This is a genomic window from Bartonella sp. AP19HLJMH (genome assembly GCF_042196245.1).
Lineage (GTDB): Bacteria > Pseudomonadota > Alphaproteobacteria > Rhizobiales > Rhizobiaceae > Bartonella.
In genome coordinates this window covers 1-18,667 of the sequence record NZ_JBHIPX010000013.1, presented here as the reverse complement: position 1 = coordinate 18,667, position 18,667 = coordinate 1, and the positions used below count along the sequence as shown (strand labels likewise).

Here is an 18,667-nt window from a genome sequence, read left to right as displayed (position 1 = left end):
AAAAAGAGTGCATCCTTCCCCTCAACGGAAACTGCCAAACCCTCATAAGGCAGTATCCAATCCATAAGAGGATGCACCCTAGCCCTCAAAAAGAGTGCATCCTTCCCCTCAACGGAAACTGCCAAACCCTCATAAGGCAGTATCCAATCCATGAGAGGATGCACCCTAGCCCTCAAAAAGAGTGCATCCTTCCCCTCAACAGATACCGCCGAACCCTCATAAAGGCAGTATCCAATCTATAAGAGGATGCACTCTAGCCCTCAAAAGAGTGCATCCTTCCCCTCAACAGATACCGCCAAACCCTCAATAAAGCAGTATCCAATCCATGGAAAAGATGCACTCCGCCTTCAATAGAGTGAATCCTTCCCTTCAAGGGTTTTACTCAATTTTCATCGCATCTCATTTTTATGAACCCTCATTTTTATGAATCCTTGGTCAAAGGCACAAAAAGAAGTTTGCTAGCAACTATTGTATCACCCACCTTATGGGATTCCACTTGCCTACAGAGCTTTCAAACTTTTTTACGCCTTCATAAAATCGAATCTAAAAGAATTCATTAAGGCAATTAAGAGTAAATTTTGTCAAAATATAGACAAAGTTTATTCTTTTTTGTGATTGTTGTATTTTTACTATAGTTATTTAAATCGAATTTATATATGATACGTATCGATATTTATTTATCGAAATAAATATAGGAGAAAAACTATGAATATCAGATATTTTTTCATAGCTGGGGCTATTACAAGTGGTTTAGCTCTCGCGATTCAAAAATCTGATCGTATAGTCAATAAACAACCCTCTCCTATTGTTGCTCCTTATACTATTGAGAAAACAAATTTACATTTTGTTAAACAAGTAAGGGACACATCGGATACATTGAATATACTGAGAGTCAGTAATAGAAGCGCATCAGAACAAGCATCAATCGACGATATATACGATAAAGCAGAAAATTTATTGAATGCAATAGCTGGTTTTTTAGGATCACTTATTATATATTTCGTACAACTTGTTGCTACTAGAATATAAGATACAAAAAGTTCTTAAAGTAAGGTTATATACATTTTGTATATATTGTAAAATTTAAATAAAAAGGCCCTTTATAAAATGGGGCCTTTTTTAGTTTAATTTTTCCTTTGTTTTAGTTTAGTTTTTATTGTGTTTTTATTTTTATTGGCCAAATATCATCGCCTTCAAAAATGCCATTTTTACTTGTCTCACATCTCAAATGACAAAGGCTCTAACTCCCTAGCTTCGCTCCCATAGCGCTTTCGTTAATAAGGGTCCGCAATCTTCTTGTTCTTCCCAAAAATTCTTCTGTTTTCAAGAAAATGACCATGCATCTTCTCTGTCATCGGATTGGCTTACAGATCTCCATGAAGCAGACTGAAAAACACAAAAACACCATAACTTTTTATATTAATATCACCATACTGAAACACTGTTGAAGCTTAACAAGCGCTGCTTCATTGGCAAGGACTTCTTAAAAAGACAAAAAATACCTCAAAGGCAAAAAAGCTTAACACTGCTCAAAAATGCCATTTTTTGCCTTCCTCTCACCTCAAATGACAAAGGCTCTACCCCCTAGCTTCCCTCCCATAGCACTTTAGTCAATAGAGCTTCCCCATAGCGCCTTTAGTCAATGGAGCTCCCCCCATAGCGCTTTAGTCAATGGACCTTTCCCTCATACCGCTTGAATAAGCGATAATTTATGAGCATTTTCTAACAAAAAAGAGACCGCCTTTAAGAAGAGAGTAGAATTTATAATTGATTTTTCTCCTCTATTCTTGAGAATAAAGCCATTTTCAGTCTATTTTTTAAAATCTTGGCTATTATTCTTGATTTTTCGAACCCTTTATTTGGCTCTGGTAAGAAAGGTGTGAAAGCGTCTCAATCATGGCGCTTTCACATCTTTTAAATAAGAGTGCTTTCCTTCAACAGGAGAGTACAACACTAATCAATTTTTATATCCATAAATGCAGGTTCACCATCTTTAATATAAGTAATATCAGGAGCATGTTTTACCCCCTCTGCTTCAAACACGAACTGTTCATCACTCACATCAAATCCTTGTTCCCTTAATTCTTGTTTTTTCTCCTCGACTAATTTTTTATGAAAAGCGCGTTTTTGATTACACGTATTAGGGGATCTCACTCTGAAAAGCTGATAGTCCATGGCTATAGACCACTTCTCAGCAACCCGTTCCAGCAGATCGTAACTGAACTTTCCTTCCCTTTTCACTTCTTGAGCTATCGCTAAAGCGCGTTCCAAATGGACTTTTTCAATGGTTTCATCAAAGCCAAGCTTCTCCCCTGCCGTAAAACTTTCGTCATAAGAAGCTAAAGTCTCAACATCGCCCAGCAAGGCAAGAGCAGTAAGATGCAGCAAAGCATAAGGTGCGAACTCTACGTCTCCATCCGTTGCCCATGATAAAGAATCTTTTTCCCAAGGGGGAATACTATATTGAGAGCGAAACATTTCATGCAAAGAATCATCTTCCATTGTCCATTTTAAAGTTGTATCGAGTGCTTTCTTTAAAAGCTTGGCGCTCACTTTTTCTTCAAAAATTTCCAATCCATTGGGTACAAAATTCATAAATACCGTTGGCACAACCCCAGAATTATGAGGATTAATCGTCTGACAAGCCGCCGCAAAAATACCGCTCATAATTAAAAGTCCGCGATCAAAAGGCGAAAACTCTTCCACTCGTTGCTCGTTATAAAGAAACTGCACTTCACGATCTGGTAAAAAGAGGGTTGCCAAATAATCTCCTTTTCCCTCGATGTCCACAGACCACCCCAAGCTTTTTAAAAGCGCTGTTGCACTTTCTATCGTGAGAATTTCATCATCATCATAACCGACAAAGGGTTCTTTTTCCTTTTCCTTTAGTTGCAAACGCCTCTCCTGCAGCACGGCTTCATCTTTCCAAAACTGCTGCGTTGCAAGATCATTTTCTTGAAGCACTCTTTCCAGCGCGCCTTTCACTTGAAAATTCATTTTCATCCGTTTAAAGACAGAGGTATAAAGAGCTAAAACAAGCATGATAATGATCATGCAAATAACAATAAATACCCAGAACTCGGGATCTAATAGAAATACGGCTATAGGATCAAAGTTCATGTTCCCCCCTCACTATTTACACAACCCGTGCGACAGAGAGCTTATGTGCTCTCGCACCGAGATTGCTTCTTCTAGTTTCTGAATATTTTTTTGCAACTCACCCGTCACTTTGGTGCGAAGCCGTAACATAACCGGAATAAAAATAATGACACAGACCGTTATGGCGACCGTCGTTTTAAAGAGAACGGCATGCACAACATATTGCCACCCTGTCAGCTGCCAATTTAATACACCTGGTATTTCTAGAACCATTCTCCACATGATAATGAGAACAGCAATAGCAAAGATAATTTTATAATCCTTTGCTGAAAGCAACGCTTGCTGGAGCGAAAAAGAATGCGCTCCTTTATGCGTTTCTTGCTCTGATGCCCAATTTTGCTCCTTCATGTATTCCCCTCTCTTTGAAAAGACCCCGTGTGACAGAGAGCTTATTTGCTATCACACAGAGATTGCCTCTTCTCGTTTCTGGATCTTTTTTTCCAATTTACGCATTATGATGATGCAAAACCCAAATACCACCGGAATAAAGAAAAGTACACAGACCATTATGGTTTGCGTCATAATAAAAATTATAATATTCCTGCTACCTTGCCACCCTCTTACCTTCCTCACATTGCAAACAATAAAGATTTTCAAACCGTACCAATCTATAAACAATAGTCACAATTCAGCTTTTTCTTCCCAAAAATTCTCCTATTTTCAAGAAAATCACCCTGCAACCCCACTTCAATAGAATTCATTTCAAAGCTTGAATGAACAAGGCTCATAAAAATACGAAAACAACCCATATACCGCGCGCCCCTACAAGCAAAACCGTTCCTTCCTCACGCCTCAAACGATAAAGTAAGTCCCAAGCACTCACTCTAGGCTCTAAACCCCAAGGGCTCTTATTCCCTTAAATCAATACTAATCCATAATCGGCTTTTCTTTCACTCAATGCCACCCTCAACACTGCTCCTTAGAGCAATGTTTACGGACAACCCATGAAAGAGCACCAAAAAATATCAGAGGCAAAATGGTATAGAGAGCAATCCCTATAAAGGCTGAATCTCTCATAATTTCTTCATTATTTTTTCCCTCTCATGACTTCTCAAACGCTGTATCCTGTTCTTGCAAGACGTTTTTCAGTTCTTTTCTTAAACAGCGATACGTTCTCACCTGCTTAAAGACACCATAATAAAGTTGTAAAATCATCATAGGAATACAAGCAACCACCAATGTCACGCACATAAGCACGAGACCGAATATTGTAACAAGAATATCACTCCATTTTTCTCTATCGCCTTTTTTATACCAATCCTTTTGATCGGTTATTTTACCCCGTTGCTGGTTTATTTCTTTCAATTTTTGAGTATTTTTTCTCAACAAAAGCCACAATGTTATGAAGAGTATGTACAGAACTGGAAACAAGACCCAAACACACACTGTAATAACTTTCCAAAACGCATACAGAGAGAGAAAAAGAGGTGTATCCCACCACCCTGTCAAGTTCTCTTGGCTACCCAAGGATGGGAAAAATAAAATCCTGTTGCACAACTCAATAATGAGCGAGAGGAACCAAATGACAACATGCTCTCGCACAGAAAAATAATCTTTCCCAAAAAAATAGCGTAGTTCATTATAAAATGCTGAATAAAATTCTGACTTTTTCCCCTTCATTGCTCTTCCTTTTTTTATGAAAAATGCATTTCTTTATCTCATGCCCGCTTTTTTAAGAACCACGAAAAGTGCGATGCATGGCGCTTTCCTTATTTTTAATAAAACCCCCCAACTTTCTAAAAGCGCGGTTACTCTTCCCAATGATTAAGAGCATCCTCCTCATTACAAACGAAAATAGGCTCTCTTCTTTGTCTGATGATTTTCCAACCATTCATCCTCCCCTCTTCTTGTGTCACGAGAGCTTCTAAACATTGCCTCTTACCCCTCACGATAGCTACAAAAGCGCCTTGTCACTCTCTTTATCTTACGCGTTTTAGTAGCCGTCTCATTCTACGATACGTTCTCACCTGCTTAAAGACACCATAATAAAGTTCTAAAATCATCATGGGAATACAAGCAACCACCAATGTCACACACATAAGCACGAAAACAAATATCATGACAAGAATATCACCCCTTTTTTCTCTATCGCCTTTTTTATATCGATCCTTTTGATCGGTTATTTTACCCCGTTGCTGGTTTATTTCTTTCAATTTTTGAGTATTTTTTCTCAACAAAAACCACAATGTGATGTAGAGTATCAACATAACTGGGAATAAGACCAAAACACACACTATAATAACTTTCCAAAACGCATACAGAGAGAGAAAAAGAGGTGTATCCCACCACCCTGTCCGTTCCCCATTGCTACCCAAGGATAGGAGAAAGAAAATCTTGTTCCACAGCTCAAGAGAAAAAATGCTGTACTCTTTGCTATCCAAGGATGAGAGAGAGAGAATCCTGTTCCACAGCTCAAGAAAGAAAATCCTGTTCCATAGCTCAATAATGAGTGAGAGAAAACAAATGACAACACGCTCTTCCTCAGAAAAAACACTTTTTTCGAAAAAATAGCGTAGTTCATTATAAAATGCTGAATAAAATGCTGAATTTTTCCCCTTCATTGCTCTTCCTTTTTATGAAAAACGCATTTCTTTATTTCATGCCCGCTCTTTATCTCATGCCCGCTCTTTTAAGAACCACGAAAAGTGCGATGCATAGTGTTTCCCTTATTTTCAACAAAAGACCCCAATTTTCTAAAAGCGTGGTTGCTCTTCCAAATGATTAAGAGCATCCTCCTCATTACAAACGAAAATAGGCTCTCCTCTTTGCCTGATAATTTTCCAACCATTCATCCTCCCCTCTTCTTGTGTCACGAGCTTCCAAACATTGCCTCTCCCCCCTTACGATAGCGACAAAAGCGCCTTGTCACTCTCTTTATCTTATGCGTTTTAATTCCCGTTTCACTCTACAATACGTTCTCACCTGCTTGAAAACAAAATAATAAAATTCTAAAATGAGCATGACAACACCCGCAGGAAAAAAGACGTTTAGCAGAAATATCAACCAAAAGTATACGATAAAAAAACAGCTTATTTTTTCTCTATCCTTTTTTACTGGATTATTTTGTTGATCGATTGTGTGACCCCGTTGCTGGATAGCCTCTTCTAAATTCTGAATCCTTTTTTTCAACAAATACGTTAAGATGAGATAAAGCACCAATAAAACAGGCATCGAGGCAACAACAACAACCATGATGACTTCACGTAGCACAAAAAGCGCTAAAAGAGTGCTATCCTGCGATACACTCAACGACCACTTGGCTTCTAATGGGATCAAAAGAGCTTTATAACCTATCCCAACAAGGATAGAAATAAGACAAATGATCATATGGTCTTTATAAGAACGAAATGATTTTCCAAAAAAAAGAGAGCACCGTTTGTTATAAAATGTGGAATTTTCCCCCTTCATTTGCTCTTCCCTTTTATGTAACTGTTTTTCCCTAACTCTATAAGGACACGCATAATCTCTCAAAGCACAATTGCATCCATTATCGTCAAACAGAACACCCCAGAAAATACTCGTATTGCATATTCATGTTGCCAATATTTTTGCCAATTCACGTGCTTGTTTTAAAGAAATCTCTCAACACTTCCAAACCAACGCGCATCACCCCCATTTCATGAACATCCCCCATGAAAGGGATAACAATAGCGCTCCCATGAATATATCCCCTTACTATAAACTCTATCACCACCATTATTTCAATAAAAAATGTAATCCAGCACCATTCATATACGCCCCCTGCAGCCTCTACAATAGCCTTATCCTCCCCTTGCAACAAGCCATGCCATAACTCGTTCCTCAACACGGCCCCCCCCATTACCCTAAGGCTCCCGACAACAACCATACCCGCTCCCCTACAACAGCCATACCCGCCCGCACCCTACAAACAGCCATACCGCTCTGCCCCTACAAACAGCCATACCACTGCCCCCTACAAACAGCCATACCGCTGCCCCTACAACAGCCATACCGCTGCCTCTACAACAGCCTTTACCCGCACCCCCCCTACAACAGCCATACCCACCACCCCTTCTACAACAGCCATACCGCTGCCCCCTACAAACAGCCCTATCTAGCTTCTACGATAGCCTTTATCCCTTGAAAAGACAGAAGCATTTTTATTCTTTTCTCTATTGTTTTCCGCCCACTTAAGACATGAAAAAAGGAACTTCCATTGATGCGCAAATTGATCGCGCAATAAGAGCATTTGAAATGAGAAAATCTTACAACTTTCTTATTCCAATTAAAAAGGATCAATGAACATTCAAAATATGACGATACATTCCATTTTTCATTAGAGTTCTTGCAAGCCAATAGCTTAGAATATATTCATAAAAGCGCTTCTAAGACAGAGAGAAAGCCGCAATTCTTGAGATCAAGCATTTTAATATTAATGAAAGCACTAACATTCCCTTGCAAATTTGAGGTATTGTTTTGTCAACAATCTTGTTAGCATGGACTGATTCTATGATGATGCGATATCATCACAATTGCTCTTTATGGACAGCATAATGATACGCGCCATTTTACTCACAATTCTTTATAAGCCTTGCGTTATAGGCTTGTGGGGAAAAGATAAAGGAGAATCCTGTTGAATATAGCAATTATTTTGGGGTCTGTGCGTCAACCTTCCTTAACAAGAACTTTAGCCAATTATTTAGCGGATTGCCTCATAAAGCGGGGTGCATCACTTCATTGGGTTGATTTGCGTGAACAGCCCTTGCCGATGACAGATCCAGATTATCATCAGCAGGTAGAGGCTAATCCAAGTGCTGCGGTCCGTGAGTTTGTCAAAACCATTGCCGCGGCTGATGGCGTTATTCTAGCAAGCCCTGTTTATCAAGGATCTTATTCGGGTGTTTTAAAAAATGCTCTTGATAATTTGAGCTATAATGCCTTTTTAAATAAACCTGTTGGACTTATCTCTCATGGGAGTACGGCCAAAAAATGCGCACAACCTTGTGAACATTTAGTGCCGGTGGTGCACACGCTTTATGGTTATACACTCCAATGTCAAATCGCCTCTTCCAACGAAGATTTTTCCTCAGATGATGAAGGTCGTACTTGGAAAGTTATAAGTGAAGAGGTACAAACACGTTGTGAAAGACTTGCTGATGAAATGTACACATTTTTAAAGCAAAGAGGTGGAATTTAAAGTAATAAGGGAGGGGGCATGAAAAAAAAGGATGCGCACTATCGTTATTTAGTGGTAGGGGGCACAGGGATGCTTGCCCCTTTGTATCAATCACTAGAGCCGCAAGAAGTGATTATTGCTGCACGCTTTCTTTCCCATAAAGTCCAGCTTGAGGCATTGCACAACAAACAGTTGTGCGTGTCGTTGGATTATGATTGTGCGGCATCAAAGGCGCAATTTTTAGAAGCTGTGAAGCAATGGCATGATCTAAAATATTGCATATTATGGATTCATTCGCCCGCCTATGCATTTTCTTGCGCATTAATTGAGCAGTTGGCTCTTTTGCCTAAACCGCCATGTATTCTTCATATTTTTGGTTCCAACACGCATGATCAAATGATCCTCGAGTGCGCGCGCAAAAACAAGGTTGATTTTATCCCCATTCAATTAGGACAAAAAACAACGCCCAAAGGTTTACGATGGCTGACCCATAAGGAGATAAGCCAACAGGTACTGAATGCCATAAAAAACCATATGAATAAACAAAACTTATGAGCAACACCTATGGCTTTGCAAAGAAGCCGAGCCCCTTCAATCTCTATCCATACCCGAACACCCTCTTAAATAACTCATACTCTCTTACATCATAGGCTTTGAGAACGAACAATCCCCCTCCCTTACGCCTCTAAACAGCATGCCTATATCAACAGCTTCAAAACCAAACGTTTTTCTAACCCTTCTCACACGGGCTTATCCCCCTCTCACAACCATCACGGCTCTTGACCAACCACACACCTTTTTACAGTTCCACGTTTTTACGATTTTGCAAATTCACAGAAAACAACAAAACTTCCGATAAACCGCCCCATTAAAGCCTATACAAGCCTATTACAAACCTATCATCAGCCTATTCATTGCCATCAACCCTTTTCCCCCAACGCCCTCCATTCCCACTTCCCACATTCCAATTTTGACGCATTGCACAATCCAACCATCCTCCATTGGCACCTTTTCTCCCCAACCGCCCCACAACCCTCACGGCTCTTGACCAATCACACACCATTTTACAGTTTCACGTTTTTACGATTTTGAAAATTTACAGAAAACAAGCAAACTGCCGATAAACCGCCCCATTAAAGCCTATACAAGCCTATTACAAACCTATCACCAGCCTATTCATTGCCATCAGCCCTTTTCCCCCAACGCCCTCCATTCCCACATTCCCCCATTCCCCCATTCCAATTTTGACGCATTGCACAATCCAACCTTTACGCCTCCATTGGCACCCTCTTTACCCCATATCCTCCCCACAACCATCACGGCTCTTGACCAACCACACCCCCTATTACAGTTACACGTTTTTACGATTTTGCAAATTCACAGAAAACAACAAAACTGCCGATAAACCGCCCCATTAAAGCCTATACAAGCCTATTACAAACCTATCATCAGCCTATTCATTGCCATCAGCCCTTTTCCCCCAATGCCCTCCATTCCCCCATTGGCACCCTCTTCTCCCCAACCGCCCCACAACCGTCACAGCTCTTGAGCAACCACACACCCTTTTACAGTTCCACGTTTTTACGATTTTGCAAATTCACAGAAAACAAGCAAACTGCCGATAAACCGCCCCATTAAAGCCTATACAAGCCTATTACAAACCTATCACCAGCCTATTCATTGCCATCATCAGCCCTTTTCCCCCAGAGATCAGCGTAAAATGAGAAAAACAATCGATGCCGTCCTCCCAAGCCGTGAAGCAATGGCATGATCTAAAACTTATGCCTCCCCCCATGACACGAGCACTACATGCGCTTTTTCAGCGCTGCGTTTAATTGTTTGGTAACCTTGTAATACGAGATCAAACGCTTGATAAAAGAAATAACAGCACCACATGCGCGCTTTATTTTCCTTATCTTTTCAACACCATTCCACACATACTTCCCTTTTCATAAAACACCCCCAATTCCCCATTCACCCATTCCAATGACACATTGCACAATCCAACCATCCTCCATTGGCACCCTCTTCTCCCCAAGCGCCCCACAACTCTCACGGCTCTTGACCAACCACACGCCCTATTACAGTTCCACGTTTTTACGATTTTGCAAATTCACAGAAAACAACAAACTGCCGATAAACCGCCCCATTAAAGCCTATCACAAGCCTATTCATTGCCATCAACCCTTTTCCCCCAACGCCCTCCATTCCCACTTCCCACATTCCAATTTTGACGCATTGCACAATCCAACCTTTACGCCTCCATTAGCACCTTTTCTCCCCAACCGCCCCACAACCCTCACGGCTCTTGACCAATCACACGCCCTTTTACAGTTTCACGTTTTTACGATTTTGAAAATTTACAGAAAACAAGCAAACTTCCGATAAACCGCCCCATTAAAGCCTATACAAGCCTATTATTGCCATCAGCCCTTTTCCCCCAACGCCCTCCATTCCTCCATTACCCCATTCCAATTTTGACGCATTGCACAATCCAACCTTTATGCCTCCATTGACACCTCTTCTCCCCAACCGCCCCACAACCGTCACGGCCCTTGACCAATCACACACCATTTTACAGTTTCACGTTTTTACAATTTTGCAAATTCACAGAAAACAAGCAAACTGCCGATAAACCGCCCCATTAAAGCCTATCACCAGCCTATTACAAACCTATCACCAGCCTATTCATTGCCAACAGCCCTTTTCCCCCAGAGATCAGCGTAAAATGAGAAAAACAATCGATGCCCTCCTCCCAAGCCGTGAAGCAATGGCATGATCTAAAACTTATGCCTCCCCCCATGACACGAGCACTACATGCGCTTTTTCAGCGCTGCGTTTAATTGTTTGGTAACCTTGTAATACGAGATCAAACGCTTGATAAAAGAAATATACAGTGCCACAATGGGTATTGTTAAGAAAAAATTAAAAACACCCCCCAGCAGAATGATCAAAATCACCGTCCAAGCTGCCGCCATTTCGTAATGCATTTTATCCCCTTCCTTTTATAAATTGATTGATTGGGTTGCTTCAGTCACTTCTTCCAATTGCTGAATCTTCTTTTTCAATCGATGAGTTAAAATTTCACGAAGAATCACAACAACAGGGATCGTTGCAAAAATACATACCGATAAAAAAAACCAGAAGAGCAAGAGAATGACAAAATATTCAAATCTGCTCTCATCTATCTCATCTATCCCTTTAAAGAAAATCACATAGACATAAGCTTTGAAAAACATAATGATGAAAGAGAGGCATGCGTGGAGGATATAATCTTTGCGTGAAAAAGCGAGCCATTTTTTTAACGAATAGAAACTTATCTGTGTTTCTAGTGCTAAGTTTTGCGGCACTCTCTCTTTTTCTTTTCCGCTTTTTTCAAAGAAACAAAAACGCTGTGGATGTTCTTTCATCAAACGTCTTTGTTTTTTCACTCTGTAATAGAGCCTCAAACGCTTTATTAAAGAATAATAAGGCGCCACAATAATCATATTCACAAAAATGGCAAAAACTGTAACTGCATTTAGAAAAAAATATCCAATCGGCAGAAACAAAATAAAAACCGCGCCCTCACTCCTCATGCGTATAACCTCATTGATTAATCTCTTGCTGCTTTGTTTTTTCTTTTAGTTTTTTCAATCTGCGCTCTTTAAAACGACAAATGCCCCACAAAATAGGAAGGGGTGTGAGAAGACAAAACCATATCAACACTGGTAAGAGAAAAATAAGAGAACCAATTCCTTCCCATCTTGTCCATTGCAACGGCTGTACCAGAGACTTTGCACCCGCAGGAACTTCTAAAGCCATCATGATAAGGCATGTACAAAACATGATAAAAAAGCGGTGCCCTATTATTTTACACCGTCCCACCCCTTTACGCCTTTCCACTAAAGACACCATAAATTTTCTAAATGAAAAGAAAGACTCTTCAAATGTTGCTTTTTTCTCCTGCATTGTTCCCCTCTGCTTTTACGCTTCGCGCTTTTTACGCTCTATTTTTAGGTTTAAGCTCTTTTTAAATTATCTAAACTCTTTATTTTTCTCAATAAATTTTTTCATCAATCCTAATTTCTACATCCATATATTCTAACTCCCCATCCTTTATGTAAAGAATATGAGGACGATAGTTTTTTCCATCAACCTCACAAATTGCGTCCTTTTCGTAAACAAAATATCCCTGTTGCCTTAATTCTTGTCTTTTTTCCTCGATCAAATTTTCATAAGAATCTCTTCTTCTATTGCACAAATTGGGATCTGTAGCTCTAAAACATTCATAGCTTTCCACCTCCATGGAAAAATTCTTTGCCGCCTGTTGAAGCAAATCGTAACTGGGTTGCTTTGTCTTTTCTACCGCTTGAGCAATCACCATTGCGCGTTCCAGATGCTCCTCTTCGATGCTTGCCTCAAAGCCCAGCTTCTCACCTTCCATAAAGCTTTTGTGATAAGAGTGTAAAGTTTCAACATCGCCCATCAAAGCCAGAGCAGCAAGATAACGCAGGGAATAAGAAGCCAACCGAGGGACCACAGTTTTGTTTTCCCAAGGCAGGATTCTATATTGAGAGTGAAGCATCTTGCCAAGATCAACCTCAGTCATTGCCTCATCTAAAGCTTTCTCGAGTACACGACGTAAACATCCAACGCTTACCTTTTCTTCAAAAATTTCCAACCCCTTCACATCAAAACTCAATTCAAGAGCAATCAAACCTCCAGAATTATAAGGGTCTATTGTTTGGCAAGCCGCCGCATGGATACCAGAAACCACTGCAATTGCACAATCAAATCGCGGATACCCCTTCTCAGCATTATAAAGAAACTGCACTTCACGATCTGGTAAATAATAGGTGGCCAAAAGATCTCCTTTTCCCTCAATTTCCACCTTCCACCCCAAACTCTTTAAAAGCGCCGTTGCACTTTCCATCGTTAAGATTTCTTCATCAGAAAGAGAAAACTCTTTTTCCTCAGATAACGGCTTAATCATCGGCGTTGCTCCACTAGACGGCTCAAAAGCGACAGGTTGTTCAAGCTAATTCTTTTGTCACTTGGCAATACAGTCTCACCCGCTTGAAAGTAGAGTAATACAATGCCCAAATAAACATCATGACCACAGCAGAAAGCAGCGTGAAAAGCGTCAAGCCCACACCCCACGAGAGTACAACAATAATATCCATCATTTTAATATCTATCATTTTCCCCGCCCCTTCATGCGCTGTTTTGTTGAGAAGCGGTTTTTCTCCGCTTCCAGATTGCTTGCTCCAACATATCGATCTTTTCTTTCAACAGAACCGTGAAAATGATACGAACCACAAAGGCAACAGGGATGAACAAAAAAATAAACCATGATATAAGCTCCATAATTAACGAGAGAGCTGCCACGACATCCCCTTCCCACCCCGCCAACTTCCACTCAAGCCACATGAGTAAGAAGAGAAGAGCCGTTCTTAAAGCTGCCACAATGAAAGCAATGCAAAAGATGACTTTATAATTTTTGCTTGTTAAAAACGCTTCTTCAAGCGAAAAAGACCGTAATTCTTCATCCAATGATGCATTTTTTCCATTGCCCCTCATTTTTTATCCCTCATTTGTTTCAATTTTCAAGCCATTTTCATGAACCGAAGCTTTCGTCCTCACAATGGATGAGGGTTCATCAATATCAAGCGTTTGTATCCCTCATCTTTTATAAAGACAATATCAAGGGTGCATTTTTTTCATCACCTTCAAACATCGCACGAATAGAAGGTCTCTCCTACAACGCATGAGAATATATAAAGACCAGTATTCATTTTCTGCCCTCCCTTAACACGCTGTTTTGTTGAGAAGCGGTTTTTCTTCGCTGCCAGATTTCTTGATCCAACTTATCGATCTTTTTTTGCAACAAACGCGTAAAGATGATACCGACCACAAAGGCAACAGGAATGAGTACAAAAAGAAGCGCTGATATAAAAACCAATATTAATGTTAAAATGAACAGGATATAATTCCACCACCCTGTCAAATCCCACTTAAAAAACATAAAGAATGCCATTGTAAAAGCTGACACAATGAAAGCAATACAAAAGATAACTTTATAATTTTTGCTTGTCAAAAACGCTTCTTCCAGCGAAAAAGACCGTAACTCTTCATCCAATGATGCATTTTTTCCATTGCCCCTCATTTTTTACCCCTCATTTGTCTCAATTTTTAAGCCATTTTCATGAACCGAAGCTTTCATCCTCACAATGAATGAGGGTTCATCAATATCAAGCGCTTGTATCCCTCATTTTTTATAAAGACAATATCAGGGGTGCCTTTTTTTCATCACCTTCAAACATCATGTTTTTATTCCCCACAGTATATCCCCTATTATCTTAAGGCTTCTCTTTTCTCGTCGATCAAATTTTCATAAAAATATCTTCTTCTATTGCACAAATTTGGGTCTCTGACTCTAAAATTCTAAGTGCTCTTTTTATTTTCAGAAAGATAAGCTGCTTTCCAAAGAAGAAGCAAACGAGTGCAAGAAAATCGTAACGAAGTTGCTTTGTCTTTATGACGATTTGAATCATCAACAAAACCGGCCCAAATTGATTTTTTCGATATTTTTTTTCAAAGCCCAAACTTTCATCTTCCATAAAGCTTTTATGAGAAAGCTGCCAAATGTTAACATCAGCCCTCAATACCAAAGCCCCAAGGGTGTGCAAGTAAAGAAGAGTCCACTTGAGAGATAGCACAATTTCCTTTCCCCAAGGAAGGGTGCTCTATTGAAAGCCCAAACACGCGGCCAAGATCAACCTCAGTCCCAGATCAACCTCAGTCATTGCCTCATCTAAAGCTTCCTCAAGCACACGGTGTAAACGCCCTACGCTTACCTTTTCCTCAAAAATTTTCAATCTCTTAGCCTTAAAATCCACCCCTTTGCCTCAATGCCTCGTTGTCAATCTGGCAAAGCCCTAAAATGATAAGGATTAATCATTTGGCAAGCCGCCGCATGAATACCAGCACCTCTCACAATTCCATAACCAAATTGCACAAAACCTTTTTCATCCAGAGAGAGAAACTGTCCTTAGCGGTCTCGTAAATAAATAGATGTCCCTCTTTTCTTTCAATTTCCCCCCTCTACCCCAGGCTCTTTAAAAGCACTGTTACACTTTCTATGGAGCAAAACGTCTTAATAAAAAACTTAAGCTTTTGGCTCACCTTCTCTATGCGTCTTACCTCTCCACCTGCAAGAAAATGGGCTTTTTTCCCCAAACACCAGAATATCTTTTGCTTTAAGTATAGATTTTTCGCTCTCAATATCGCTTGGTAAGACACATTTTTATGTTTGATAAAAAGAAAATAAGTTACAAGATTTTCTCTCTTAAAGAGAACAGAAACAGCAAGTAAAGTCCAAGAGCAGCCCCTCTTCACTTTCCCCTTAAAAGCCTCGCAAGAATCCCACTCAAACAAAAGCACCACTCAAGCAAGAGCCTCAATTCTTTTCAAAACACGACACAAATATAAAAAGGCATAAAACGAGAAGTACACCCATGCACCTTAATGAACAAGTCAAAAGCAAGGCTCGAAAAAAAGCCTCTCTTCACTTTTTCCCCTCGCTCACTTTCCCTCGCTCACTTTCCCTCGCTCACTTTCCCTCGCTCACTTTCCCTCGCTCACTTTCCCCTCACTCACATCGTATAATATGACGGGAGCTCCTTTCTGCTCAACCTCTTCTTCTAATTGCCGTATCATTTTGTTCAACTGACGGGTCACGATAAAACGCATAATAAAAACAATCGGTAAGAATAAAAAAGTACAGGCAAGCAGCCATGCCAGTGGCTCGAATACGACAAGAGAAACAAAGTCCTGCCCTCTCCATATCTTAACGACAACAGTTATAACTATTGGAGCAGTCGCCATGACCGTAGAAAGATAGAATATTTTTTTATAGTCTTGCCAAACAAGAGAAAGCTGTTTTTTATCAAACATTCTGCTGCTTTTTATTTTGGGGAGTTCTGTTTTAAGGCAATATCGCGTTCATTAAGCACGCATTTCAGTTCCTTTTTCACGCGACAATAAAGCCTCGCACGCTTGATAAACAGGTAATAAATGACAACGATTGGCGCCCATATTAAAACACCTAAGAGCGTAAAACACAGGAAAGAAATGGCTATTAATGTTATAAGACTACTCGTCATTTTGTCCCCCTACCACATTCTGCATACGAATTGCCTGATCGCGTTGTTGTATCGCTTCTTCCAATTGTGGAAGTATTTTGTTCAATTTTCTCGTTAACTTCATGCACATGATCCCAATGATCGGAGAAAAGAGAAGAATCCCTAACCATATAAGGCTCAACAGCTGCATGATAAAGGCAACACTATCATTTTTCCACCATACAAAATTTGCGATAGAGAAAGCAGATTGCAAAACAGAAAAGAGAATAAGGATAAAAAAGATTATTTTACATTCTTTTGAATAAAAAGGCAGAGATTCTTTGAAGTTAAGAAAGCGCATTTTCGCATCAAGGGTCTTATGGGCGAGATTGTGTCTTTTCATTTCTCCCAGATCATTGCGCAGTTGTTGTATGGCTTGCTTTTGTTGCGTCGTACTCTTTTTCAAGCCTTGAGCGAGTTTAAAAGATAACCTGATATATTTGATCAACAGGTAAGGAAACCTGACCATAACCATAACCATTAAAATGGCAATGATAATGAACCCTAAAAAAACCAAATGCTGCATCATAATGCTCCCTTTTTTTCCCTATCGCATTGATGTGAAATCATCATTTTTATTCTCTGCTCAAACAAATGTTTCTAATTCCTTTACTGTTTCTTGCACGCCATACTGAAGGAGACTATGGAGAATTAAAATGACAGGTAAAGAAACAACAATACATGTCCAGACCCAAAACAGCAGTCGCATGACAAAATCAATAATGTGAAGCACTATCATAGGCACGTAATTGTGCAAAAAAACCGCAGATTTTGGAAGAAAAGCTGAAAAAACGACAAAACCTGTGCAAAGTGCAACCATAACGAAGGCGATAGAAAAGATCATAAAATAATCTTTTTTTGAGAGAAGCAAAGATTCTTGAAAAGAAAAGGCACGCAACTGTGTTGCAAGAACTGTCCTCTGTCCTCTACCCTCTACCTGATAATGCCCTAAATTCTGCGCTGCACCCTTTTTTAATTTTCGCTGCGTCACCAATAACAAGATTGTCCGTTTTATCAACGAATAATAAAGTGCAACGATTGTCACCACGGTAGAAAGGAATACCATAAAAATTGCAGAACAAATAAAAATTGCCGTTCCTACGGCAATCAACATTCCAATGATTAAAGAAGCGGTCACTTTTCCCCCTATTGTCTTCTGTTAAGAGATTGGTTGTCTAGCTGTTGCTGCTCTGGCAAGGTTTCCCATTGTAGCATCATTTCCTTCACATCCCGTTTAAATACGGCGTTAAAGACAAAAAAGAGCGGACAAAAACCAAAAAGAACGCCAAAAATCATTTGCGGCAAGAGACATAAAAAAGCCCAAACACTATTCCACCCCGCATCAAGAACATGCTGAATTATAGGATTTTGGAAAGGGTGTTTAAGACTTTCCTGAAGTCTTTCCTGAAGACTTTCTTGTTTCATTTTTCCCAGTGCTTGGAGCTGTTCCTTGGATATAACGTGAAAAAATTCCAAAGGGCTCATATAGGCAGACGCGGAAAAAAGCACCAACAAGAGGATAGCCAAACAACAAATGATGATATAATCGCCTGTTGAAAGCATCATCCATTTTTTGAAAGTTGCCGATTGATCCAACACTGGCTGCGATACAAAAGCCTTATCTCCCTTATGGGCAGATTGGTGTTGTGATTTATCTTCGATCATACGGATACTCCCCCACTTCTAAAATTCCCACTCTTCAATATTTGATAGCACGCCACCAGCGCGGTAAATTCGCTTAGCACCCTTCTCAGAGTAATGCAAGTACTATAAATCCCCTCTACGTATTTTGTTCATTTGCCCTATACGCGCTTATACATGCGCGCTTACAAGCCAAAACACCCCTTTTCCCAAGGAAGGGTGTTCTATTGAAAGCCAAGCACGCAGCCAAGATCAACCTCATTCCCAAATCAACCTCATTCATTGCCTCTTCTCAAGCTTTCTCAAGTACACGACGTAAACGCCTTACGCTTACCTCTTCCTCAAAAAATTTCAATCCCTTTGCCTTAAAATCCACCCCTTTGCCTCAATGCCTCGTTGTCAATCTGGCCCCCCCCAAAATGATAAAGCCCTAAAATGATAAGGATTAATCATTTGGCAAGCCGCCGCATGGATACCAGCGCCTCTCACAATTCCATAACCAAATTGCACAAAACCTTTTTCATCCAGAGAGAGAAACTGTCCTTAGCGGTCTCGTAAATAAATA

At 40.1% G+C, this 18,667-nt stretch carries 24 protein-coding genes; 3 read left to right on the top strand and 21 right to left on the bottom strand.

Annotated elements, in window-relative coordinates:
- Nucleotides 1–705 precede the first annotated feature (705 nt).
- Nucleotides 706–1,029 (top strand): hypothetical protein, encoded by a 324-nt coding sequence (locus ACFINR_RS06815; protein WP_375621758.1) that lies wholly within the window; start codon nucleotides 706–708, stop codon nucleotides 1,027–1,029.
- Between the two features lie 924 nt (nucleotides 1,030–1,953).
- Here ACFINR_RS06815 and ACFINR_RS06810 read toward each other — a convergent pair.
- The 5 genes from ACFINR_RS06810 to ACFINR_RS06790 all read right to left on the bottom strand — a co-directional run bounded on the left by ACFINR_RS06810 (nucleotide 1,954) and on the right by ACFINR_RS06790 (nucleotide 7,006).
- Entirely contained in the window at nucleotides 1,954–3,120 is a 1,167-nt protein-coding gene (locus tag ACFINR_RS06810) for a DUF6990 domain-containing protein (protein WP_375653594.1), read from the bottom strand.
- 12 nt (nucleotides 3,121–3,132) lie between these two features.
- Nucleotides 3,133–3,507, bottom strand: a complete 375-nt coding sequence (locus ACFINR_RS06805) for a hypothetical protein (protein WP_375653591.1) — start codon at nucleotides 3,505–3,507, stop codon at nucleotides 3,133–3,135.
- A 693-nt stretch (nucleotides 3,508–4,200) separates the two neighbouring features.
- Entirely contained in the window at nucleotides 4,201–4,779 is a 579-nt protein-coding gene (locus ACFINR_RS06800; RefSeq protein WP_375653587.1) for a hypothetical protein, read from the bottom strand.
- A gap of 1,254 nt (nucleotides 4,780–6,033) precedes the next feature.
- Nucleotides 6,034–6,567, bottom strand: a complete 534-nt coding sequence (locus ACFINR_RS06795) for a hypothetical protein (protein WP_375653584.1) — start codon at nucleotides 6,565–6,567, stop codon at nucleotides 6,034–6,036.
- A gap of 148 nt (nucleotides 6,568–6,715) precedes the next feature.
- Nucleotides 6,716–7,006 (bottom strand): hypothetical protein, encoded by a 291-nt coding sequence (locus tag ACFINR_RS06790; protein ID WP_375653580.1) that lies wholly within the window; start codon nucleotides 7,004–7,006, stop codon nucleotides 6,716–6,718.
- Nucleotides 7,007–7,753: 747 nt separating this feature from the next.
- Between ACFINR_RS06790 and ACFINR_RS06785 the strand changes: the two genes are divergently transcribed.
- Nucleotides 7,754–8,317, top strand: a complete 564-nt coding sequence (locus tag ACFINR_RS06785) for an NADPH-dependent FMN reductase (RefSeq protein ID WP_375621749.1) — start codon at nucleotides 7,754–7,756, stop codon at nucleotides 8,315–8,317.
- Between the two features lie 18 nt (nucleotides 8,318–8,335).
- Nucleotides 8,336–8,851, top strand: coding sequence for a short-chain dehydrogenase (locus ACFINR_RS06780; protein ID WP_375653576.1), 516 nt, complete (start codon nucleotides 8,336–8,338; stop codon nucleotides 8,849–8,851).
- 352 nt (nucleotides 8,852–9,203) lie between these two features.
- Here the strand turns inward: ACFINR_RS06780 and ACFINR_RS06775 are convergent, their stop codons facing one another.
- The 16 genes from ACFINR_RS06775 to ACFINR_RS06700 form a co-directional block, all read right to left on the bottom strand.
- Nucleotides 9,204–9,359 (bottom strand): hypothetical protein, encoded by a 156-nt coding sequence (locus ACFINR_RS06775; RefSeq protein ID WP_375630079.1) that lies wholly within the window; start codon nucleotides 9,357–9,359, stop codon nucleotides 9,204–9,206.
- A 1,034-nt stretch (nucleotides 9,360–10,393) separates the two neighbouring features.
- On the bottom strand, nucleotides 10,394–10,540 hold the full coding sequence (locus ACFINR_RS06770; RefSeq protein WP_375631925.1) for a hypothetical protein: 147 nt from the start codon (nucleotides 10,538–10,540) through the stop codon (nucleotides 10,394–10,396).
- A gap of 153 nt (nucleotides 10,541–10,693) precedes the next feature.
- Entirely contained in the window at nucleotides 10,694–10,870 is a 177-nt protein-coding gene (locus tag ACFINR_RS06765) for a hypothetical protein (protein WP_375631927.1), read from the bottom strand.
- 239 nt (nucleotides 10,871–11,109) lie between these two features.
- Nucleotides 11,110–11,286 (bottom strand): hypothetical protein, encoded by a 177-nt coding sequence (locus tag ACFINR_RS06760; RefSeq protein ID WP_375631929.1) that lies wholly within the window; start codon nucleotides 11,284–11,286, stop codon nucleotides 11,110–11,112.
- A gap of 15 nt (nucleotides 11,287–11,301) precedes the next feature.
- On the bottom strand, nucleotides 11,302–11,874 hold the full coding sequence (locus tag ACFINR_RS06755; protein WP_375631931.1) for a hypothetical protein: 573 nt from the start codon (nucleotides 11,872–11,874) through the stop codon (nucleotides 11,302–11,304).
- Nucleotides 11,875–11,884: 10 nt separating this feature from the next.
- On the bottom strand, nucleotides 11,885–12,247 hold the full coding sequence (locus ACFINR_RS06750; protein ID WP_375631933.1) for a hypothetical protein: 363 nt from the start codon (nucleotides 12,245–12,247) through the stop codon (nucleotides 11,885–11,887).
- An 88-nt stretch (nucleotides 12,248–12,335) separates the two neighbouring features.
- Nucleotides 12,336–13,271: a DUF6990 domain-containing protein gene (locus tag ACFINR_RS06745; RefSeq protein ID WP_375653573.1), complete on the bottom strand. Its 936-nt coding sequence runs from the start codon at nucleotides 13,269–13,271 to the stop codon at nucleotides 12,336–12,338.
- A 40-nt stretch (nucleotides 13,272–13,311) separates the two neighbouring features.
- On the bottom strand, nucleotides 13,312–13,479 hold the full coding sequence (locus ACFINR_RS06740; protein WP_375653569.1) for a hypothetical protein: 168 nt from the start codon (nucleotides 13,477–13,479) through the stop codon (nucleotides 13,312–13,314).
- A gap of 13 nt (nucleotides 13,480–13,492) precedes the next feature.
- Entirely contained in the window at nucleotides 13,493–13,858 is a 366-nt protein-coding gene (locus ACFINR_RS06735) for a hypothetical protein (RefSeq protein ID WP_375653562.1), read from the bottom strand.
- Between the two features lie 211 nt (nucleotides 13,859–14,069).
- On the bottom strand, nucleotides 14,070–14,444 hold the full coding sequence (locus ACFINR_RS06730; RefSeq protein WP_375653556.1) for a hypothetical protein: 375 nt from the start codon (nucleotides 14,442–14,444) through the stop codon (nucleotides 14,070–14,072).
- A gap of 217 nt (nucleotides 14,445–14,661) precedes the next feature.
- Nucleotides 14,662–14,898: a hypothetical protein gene (locus tag ACFINR_RS06725; protein ID WP_375653551.1), complete on the bottom strand. Its 237-nt coding sequence runs from the start codon at nucleotides 14,896–14,898 to the stop codon at nucleotides 14,662–14,664.
- Between the two features lie 126 nt (nucleotides 14,899–15,024).
- Nucleotides 15,025–15,156: a hypothetical protein gene (locus ACFINR_RS06720; RefSeq protein ID WP_375653546.1), complete on the bottom strand. Its 132-nt coding sequence runs from the start codon at nucleotides 15,154–15,156 to the stop codon at nucleotides 15,025–15,027.
- Between the two features lie 748 nt (nucleotides 15,157–15,904).
- On the bottom strand, nucleotides 15,905–16,234 hold the full coding sequence (locus ACFINR_RS06715) for a hypothetical protein (RefSeq protein ID WP_375647081.1): 330 nt from the start codon (nucleotides 16,232–16,234) through the stop codon (nucleotides 15,905–15,907).
- Between the two features lie 198 nt (nucleotides 16,235–16,432).
- Nucleotides 16,433–16,990 (bottom strand): hypothetical protein, encoded by a 558-nt coding sequence (locus ACFINR_RS06710; RefSeq protein ID WP_375653539.1) that lies wholly within the window; start codon nucleotides 16,988–16,990, stop codon nucleotides 16,433–16,435.
- A 57-nt stretch (nucleotides 16,991–17,047) separates the two neighbouring features.
- Nucleotides 17,048–17,599, bottom strand: coding sequence for a hypothetical protein (locus ACFINR_RS06705; RefSeq protein ID WP_375653533.1), 552 nt, complete (start codon nucleotides 17,597–17,599; stop codon nucleotides 17,048–17,050).
- Between the two features lie 8 nt (nucleotides 17,600–17,607).
- Nucleotides 17,608–18,126, bottom strand: a complete 519-nt coding sequence (locus ACFINR_RS06700) for a hypothetical protein (RefSeq protein WP_375653528.1) — start codon at nucleotides 18,124–18,126, stop codon at nucleotides 17,608–17,610.
- Nucleotides 18,127–18,667 lie beyond the last annotated feature (541 nt).

Excerpts from the sequence above, each read along its gene's own strand:
- ACFINR_RS06740 (WP_375653569.1), bottom strand. The coding sequence starts at position 13,479 with ATGATAGATATTAAAATGATGGATATTATTGTTGTACTCTCGTGGGGT.
- ACFINR_RS06790 (WP_375653580.1), bottom strand. The coding sequence starts at position 7,006 with ATGGTTGTTGTCGGGAGCCTTAGGGTAATGGGGGGGGCCGTGTTGAGG.
- ACFINR_RS06735 (WP_375653562.1), bottom strand. The coding sequence starts at position 13,858 with ATGAGGGGCAATGGAAAAAATGCATCATTGGATGAAGAATTACGGTCT.
- ACFINR_RS06775 (WP_375630079.1), bottom strand. The coding sequence starts at position 9,359 with ATGGTGTGTGATTGGTCAAGAGCCGTGAGGGTTGTGGGGCGGTTGGGG.
- ACFINR_RS06780 (WP_375653576.1), top strand. The coding sequence starts at position 8,336 with ATGAAAAAAAAGGATGCGCACTATCGTTATTTAGTGGTAGGGGGCACA.
- ACFINR_RS06725 (WP_375653551.1), bottom strand. The coding sequence starts at position 14,898 with ATGGAAGATGAAAGTTTGGGCTTTGAAAAAAAATATCGAAAAAATCAA.
- ACFINR_RS06760 (WP_375631929.1), bottom strand. The coding sequence starts at position 11,286 with ATGCATTACGAAATGGCGGCAGCTTGGACGGTGATTTTGATCATTCTG.
- ACFINR_RS06755 (WP_375631931.1), bottom strand. The coding sequence starts at position 11,874 with ATGAGGAGTGAGGGCGCGGTTTTTATTTTGTTTCTGCCGATTGGATAT.
- ACFINR_RS06745 (WP_375653573.1), bottom strand. The coding sequence starts at position 13,271 with ATGATTAAGCCGTTATCTGAGGAAAAAGAGTTTTCTCTTTCTGATGAA.
- ACFINR_RS06800 (WP_375653587.1), bottom strand. The coding sequence starts at position 4,779 with ATGAAGGGGAAAAAGTCAGAATTTTATTCAGCATTTTATAATGAACTA.
- ACFINR_RS06805 (WP_375653591.1), bottom strand. The coding sequence starts at position 3,507 with ATGAAGGAGCAAAATTGGGCATCAGAGCAAGAAACGCATAAAGGAGCG.
- ACFINR_RS06750 (WP_375631933.1), bottom strand. The coding sequence starts at position 12,247 with ATGCAGGAGAAAAAAGCAACATTTGAAGAGTCTTTCTTTTCATTTAGA.
- ACFINR_RS06715 (WP_375647081.1), bottom strand. The coding sequence starts at position 16,234 with ATGTTTGATAAAAAACAGCTTTCTCTTGTTTGGCAAGACTATAAAAAA.
- ACFINR_RS06730 (WP_375653556.1), bottom strand. The coding sequence starts at position 14,444 with ATGAGGGGCAATGGAAAAAATGCATCATTGGATGAAGAGTTACGGTCT.
- ACFINR_RS06815 (WP_375621758.1), top strand. The coding sequence starts at position 706 with ATGAATATCAGATATTTTTTCATAGCTGGGGCTATTACAAGTGGTTTA.
- ACFINR_RS06700 (WP_375653528.1), bottom strand. The coding sequence starts at position 18,126 with ATGATCGAAGATAAATCACAACACCAATCTGCCCATAAGGGAGATAAG.
- ACFINR_RS06765 (WP_375631927.1), bottom strand. The coding sequence starts at position 10,870 with ATGGTGTGTGATTGGTCAAGGGCCGTGACGGTTGTGGGGCGGTTGGGG.
- ACFINR_RS06810 (WP_375653594.1), bottom strand. The coding sequence starts at position 3,120 with ATGAACTTTGATCCTATAGCCGTATTTCTATTAGATCCCGAGTTCTGG.
- ACFINR_RS06795 (WP_375653584.1), bottom strand. The coding sequence starts at position 6,567 with ATGAAGGGGGAAAATTCCACATTTTATAACAAACGGTGCTCTCTTTTT.
- ACFINR_RS06710 (WP_375653539.1), bottom strand. The coding sequence starts at position 16,990 with ATGATGCAGCATTTGGTTTTTTTAGGGTTCATTATCATTGCCATTTTA.